Raw genomic sequence first — 5956 nt, 5'->3', positions numbered from 1 at the left:
GTTTTTGTCGGCTCTTTGACATTGTTGATTGATGAAGGGACATGTGGGCGGCGGCTTGCGGTCTGCGGCGTATTCAAGGCGTTGTATGATCGTTTAAAGCCAACCCGTTCTATATGTCCTTCACGTATCCATACGTAATGGGTTGCCATGCGGGTTTTGTCCTGTGTGGTGATCTGAAGAAATGTGCAGAGCGGGTCCTTGAGATGGGGTTGCTGACGGGGGAAATTCCACCTTCGCTGGCAGCTGACATAAACTTGAGAGTTTGATCATGGCTCAGAACGAACGCTGGCGGCATGCCTAACACATGCAAGTCGAACGAGATCTTCGGGTCTAGTGGCGCACGGGTGCGTAACGCGTGGGAATCTGCCCTCAGGTTCGGAATAACCATTGGAAACGATGGCTAATACCGGATGATGACGTTAAGTCCAAAGATTTATCGCCTGAGGATGAGCCCGCGTAGGATTAGCTAGTTGGTGTGGTAAAGGCGCACCAAGGCGACGATCCTTAGCTGGTCTGAGAGGATGATCAGCCACACTGGGACTGAGACACGGCCCAGACTCCTACGGGAGGCAGCAGTGGGGAATATTGGACAATGGGCGAAAGCCTGATCCAGCAATGCCGCGTGAGTGATGAAGGCCTTAGGGTTGTAAAGCTCTTTTACCCGGGATGATAATGACAGTACCGGGAGAATAAGCTCCGGCTAACTCCGTGCCAGCAGCCGCGGTAATACGGAGGGAGCTAGCGTTGTTCGGAATTACTGGGCGTAAAGCGCACGTAGGCGGCTTTGTAAGTTAGAGGTGAAAGCCTGGAGCTCAACTCCAGAATTGCCTTTAAGACTGCATCGCTTGAATCCAGGAGAGGTGAGTGGAATTCCGAGTGTAGAGGTGAAATTCGTAGATATTCGGAAGAACACCAGTGGCGAAGGCGGCTCACTGGACTGGTATTGACGCTGAGGTGCGAAAGCGTGGGGAGCAAACAGGATTAGATACCCTGGTAGTCCACGCCGTAAACGATGATAACTAGCTGTCCGGGAACTTGGTTTTTGGGTGGCGCAGCTAACGCATTAAGTTATCCGCCTGGGGAGTACGGCCGCAAGGTTAAAACTCAAATGAATTGACGGGGGCCTGCACAAGCGGTGGAGCATGTGGTTTAATTCGAAGCAACGCGCAGAACCTTACCAGCGTTTGACATGTCCGGACGATTTCCAGAGATGGATCTCTTTCCTTCGGGAACTGGAACACAGGTGCTGCATGGCTGTCGTCAGCTCGTGTCGTGAGATGTTGGGTTAAGTCCCGCAACGAGCGCAACCCTCGCCTTTAGTTACCATCATTCAGTTGGGGACTCTAAAGGAACCGCCGGTGATAAGCCGGAGGAAGGTGGGGATGACGTCAAGTCCTCATGGCCCTTACGCGCTGGGCTACACACGTGCTACAATGGCGGTGACAGTGGGCAGCAATCCTGCAAGGGTGAGCTAATCTCCAAAAGCCGTCTCAGTTCGGATTGCACTCTGCAACTCGAGTGCATGAAGGCGGAATCGCTAGTAATCGCGGATCAGCATGCCGCGGTGAATACGTTCCCAGGCCTTGTACACACCGCCCGTCACACCATGGGAGTTGGGTTCACCCGAAGGCGTTGCGCTAACTCAGCAATGAGAGGCAGGCGACCACGGTGGGCTTAGCGACTGGGGTGAAGTCGTAACAAGGTAGCCGTAGGGGAACCTGCGGCTGGATCACCTCCTTTCTAAGGATATCGGCGGTAAAGCGCTGACCGGTTCGTCCGGTCAGAAGAGCTTCCTCCATTCCAAAGAACATATTGGCCGCCGTCCTCATGTCCCTTCATCCTAGGTTAGATCGCGAGACGAAATAGCGTCAGCTATTTTGCACGCGATCAAGCTCGGCCAGCGTGGCACAGCAGCGCCATAAGGCGCGGCTTTGCCGCGACTGACGGCGCGAGCCCAGTGCGGGCCGGTAGCTCAGGTGGTTAGAGCGCACGCCTGATAAGCGTGAGGTCGTAGGTTCAACTCCTACTCGGCCCACCACTGGCGCATGGGGCCTTAGCTCAGCTGGGAGAGCGGTTGCTTTGCAAGCATCAGGTCATCGGTTCGATCCCGATAGGCTCCACCAATTCGCAGCTGCATGGCAGCAAGAACGGCCAGCGCTGCATAGCGCGCCATAAGGCGCAGCTTTGCACAGCGGTCGGCACGCGATGCCACAAGCGATAACCTAGAGATGAAGACACCAGTTCCGCTGTAGCGATACAGCGGTTTATGGAGTGCTGCGGCGCTCCTCTTTGACATTGTGAATGGGTTCTTAAAATCGATGCCGTGATGGTGTCGGTTTGGACAAACGACCGCAAAGGTCGGCTGCAAGGCCGGTTCGGGCGAGCGTCTCCAGATCGGCTTCAATCACTTATGGATTGCGAGACAAACCGGCAGCTCTGAGCTGTTGGTGGAAACGCATATCCGACAATCTGGCTGAGATTATAATCATCCACACCGAGAGGGTGTCCGCAAGGGCGCCTGGTAAAGCCAACCGACGCTGCTCTGCCGAGTTTCGTGTCGCTTCCTTGATAGGTTTCCATCGCAGTAATGCTTCGATGGATGACCCGAGGGGCAGCGATCCAGCGTTGTCATTGGTGGTGTGGACTCTCAAGCGTGAGGTAAGGGCAATTCGTGGATGCCTTGGCACATACAGGCGATGAAGGACGTGGCACGCTGCGATAAGCTGCGGTGAGGTGTGAGCAACCTTTGACCCGCAGATTTCCGAATGGGGAAACCCACCTATCCGATTAATCTCGACCGTCGCCGCAAGGCGGCGAGCGGGATTAGTTGGAAACAGGTATCACTTAGCTGAATAAAATAGGCTTCGTGAAGCGAACCCGGTGAACTGAAACATCTCAGTAGCTGGAGGAAAAGACATCAACCGAGATTCCGTTAGTAGTGGCGAGCGAACGCGGACCAGGCCAGTGCTCATCATTCAAGTAGCAGAACACTCTGGAAAGTGTGACCATAGCGGGTGACAGTCCCGTATGCGAAACTGATGTGATGAGACTCGAGTAGGGCGGAACACGTGTAATTCTGTCTGAACATAGGGGGACCACCCTCTAAGCCTAAATACTCGTATGTGACCGATAGCGAACTAGTACCGTGAGGGAAAGGTGAAAAGCACCCCGATGAGGGGAGTGAAACAGTACCTGAAACGGATTGCCTACAAGCAGTTGGAGGGTCCTTGAGGCCTGACAGCGTACCTCTTGCATAATGGGTCTGTGACTTAATGTTTCAAGCAAGCTTAAGCCGTTAGGTGTAGGCGCAGCGAAAGCGAGTCTGAATAGGGCGACATAGTTTGAAGTATTAGACCCGAAACCCGGCGATCTAGGCATGACCAGGATGAAGGTGCAGTAACATGCACTGGAGGTCCGAACCGATTAACGTTGAAAAGTTACCGGATGAGTTGTGTTTAGGGGTGAAAGGCCAATCAAGCCGGGAAATAGCTGGTTCTCCGCGAAAACTATTGAGGTAGTGCCTCGGATGGACACCCTAGGGGGTAGAGCACTGGATGGATGCGGGGGTCGCGAGATCTACCAACTCTAACCAAACTCCGAATACCTAGGAGTGATATCCGGGAGACAGACGGCGGGTGCTAAGGTCCGTCGTCAAAAGGGAAACAGCCCTGACCTACAGCTAAGGTCCCCAAGTCATCACTAAGTGGGAAAGCATGTGGAAATCCCAAAACAACCAGGAGGTTGGCTTAGAAGCAGCCATCCTTTAAAGAAAGCGTAACAGCTCACTGGTCTAAACAAGGGTTTCTGCGGCGAAGATGTAACGGGGCTAAAGTGATGCACCGAAGCTTAGGGTGTGCGCTTTTAAGCGTACGCGGTAGCGGAGCGTTCCGTAAGCCTGTGAAGCGATCTGGTAATGGGTCGTGGAGGTATCGGAAGTGCGAATGCAGACATGAGTAGCGATAAAGAGGGTGAGATGCCCTCTCGCCGAAAGACCAAGGGTTCCTGCGCAAGGCTAATCCGCGCAGGGTGAGCCGGCCCCTAAGACGAGCCCGAAGGGGGTAGTCGATGGGAACCACGTTAATATTCGTGGGCCTGGTGGTGTGTGACGGATGGTGTGTGTTGTACGTCCTTATCGGATTGGACGTGCTTCGAAACTGTTCCAGGAAATAGCCCCACCGTATAGACCGTACCCGAAACCGACACAGGTGGTCAGGTAGAGTATACCAAGGCGCTTGAGAGAAGTGTCCTGAAGGAACTCGGCAAATTGCCTCCGTACCTTCGGAAGAAGGAGGCCCTCACTCGGCGCAAGCCATTTGAGGGGGCACAGGCCAGGGGGTAGCGACTGTTTAGCAAAAACACAGGGCTCTGCTAAGTCGGCTTCAAGACGACGTATAGGGCCTGACGCCTGCCCGGTGCCTGAAGGTTAAGTGGAGGGGTGCAAGCTCTGAAATGAAGCCCAGGTAAACGGCGGCCGTAACTATAACGGTCCTAAGGTAGCGAAATTCCTTGTCGGGTAAGTTCCGACCTGCACGAATGGCGTAACGACTTCCCCACTGTCTCCAGGACATGCTCAGCGAAATTGAATTCTCCGTGAAGATGCGGAGTACCCGCGGTTAGACGGAAAGACCCCGTGCACCTTTACTGCAGCTTCAGAGTGGCATTAGGAAAGAACTGTGTAGCATAGGTGGGAGGCTTTGAAGCATCGGCGCCAGCTGATGTGGAGCCATAGGTGAAATACCACCCTGTTGTTTTCTGATGTCTAACCTCGTTCCGTAAGCCGGAACAGGGACCCTCTGTGGCGGGTAGTTTGACTGGGGCGGTCGCCTCCTAAAGAGTAACGGAGGCGCGCGATGGTGGGCTCAGGCCGGTTGGAAACCGGCTGTTAGAGTGCAATGGCATAAGCCCGCCTGACTGCGAGACTGACAAGTCGAGCAGAGACGAAAGTCGGTCATAGTGATCCGGTGGTCCCTCGTGGAAGGGCCATCGCTCAACGGATAAAAGGTACGCCGGGGATAACAGGCTGATAACCCCCAAGAGCTCATATCGACGGGGTTGTTTGGCACCTCGATGTCGGCTCATCACATCCTGGGGCTGGAGCAGGTCCCAAGGGTTTGGCTGTTCGCCAATTAAAGTGGTACGTGAGCTGGGTTCAGAACGTCGCGAGACAGTTTGGTCCCTATCTGCCGTGGGCGTCGAAATTTGAGAGGAGTTGACCCTAGTACGAGAGGACCGGGTTGAACGTACCTCTGGTGTACCTGTCGTCGTGCCAACGGCGCAGCAGGGTAGCTATGTACGGACGGGATAACCGCTGAAAGCATCTAAGCGGGAAGCCTCCCTCGAGATAAGATTTCATAGGACGGTCGGAGACCACGACCTTGATAGATCGGATGTGGAAGTGCGGTAACGCATGGAGCTAACCGATACTAATTGTCCTATTCGCGCTTGAGAGTCTCACACCATCAATGACAATCCTGGGTCACCAGCGATACATCGACGATGCGCGTGGATGAACATGCTCGACGCCAGACACATAAAACCTCGTGATTTTCACAAAAGGTGCATCGATTTTAGAAACCCGTCACAGTGCAAACCGTGACGGGCCACCCAGCCCAAACCCCCGCATCCGCCCGCTTCATTGCCTGGTGGCTATAGCGTCGGTGTCCCACCCGATCCCATCCCGAACTCGGCCGTGAAACCCGACTGCGCCAATGGTACTATCGCTCAAGCGATGGAAGAGTAGGTCGTCGCCAGGCATTGCAGCCGGCGGATACGAGGGCAAACGCTTCCAGAACCCATCCACAAACGTCTCGTCCGGTACCGGACGCCAACACCCCCGCTTCCCGCGGGGGCGTTCGCGTCTATACATGACAACCCAGTGTCGCGGGGTGGAGCAGCCCGGTAGCTCGTCAGGCTCATAACCTGAAGGTCACAGGTTCAAATCCTGTCCCCGCAACCA

The 5956-nt window shown here is 54.7% G+C and carries 3 tRNA genes and 3 rRNA genes; all 6 read left to right on the top strand.

Annotation, left to right across the window (positions count from 1 at the left end):
- Positions 1-250: 250 nt before the first annotated feature.
- The 6 genes from AC1RTO_RS19230 to AC1RTO_RS19205 all read left to right on the top strand — a co-directional run bounded on the left by AC1RTO_RS19230 (position 251) and on the right by AC1RTO_RS19205 (position 5956).
- Positions 251-1740: ribosomal RNA gene (locus tag AC1RTO_RS19230) — 16S ribosomal RNA — on the top strand.
- 221 nt (positions 1741-1961) lie between these two features.
- Positions 1962-2038, top strand: a tRNA-Ile gene (locus tag AC1RTO_RS19225).
- A 9-nt stretch (positions 2039-2047) separates the two neighbouring features.
- Positions 2048-2123: transfer RNA gene (locus tag AC1RTO_RS19220), tRNA-Ala, on the top strand.
- 525 nt (positions 2124-2648) lie between these two features.
- Positions 2649-5447 (top strand): 23S ribosomal RNA (locus AC1RTO_RS19215).
- A 191-nt stretch (positions 5448-5638) separates the two neighbouring features.
- Positions 5639-5753, top strand: a 5S ribosomal RNA gene (gene rrf, locus AC1RTO_RS19210).
- Together the 16S, 23S and 5S rRNA genes with 3 tRNA genes alongside form the textbook arrangement of a ribosomal RNA operon.
- A gap of 126 nt (positions 5754-5879) precedes the next feature.
- Positions 5880-5956: transfer RNA gene (locus tag AC1RTO_RS19205), tRNA-Met, on the top strand.

The organism is Sphingomonas sp. GW821-FHT10F09, from assembly GCF_058809195.1.
This window is presented reverse-complemented; position numbering and strand designations above follow the sequence as displayed.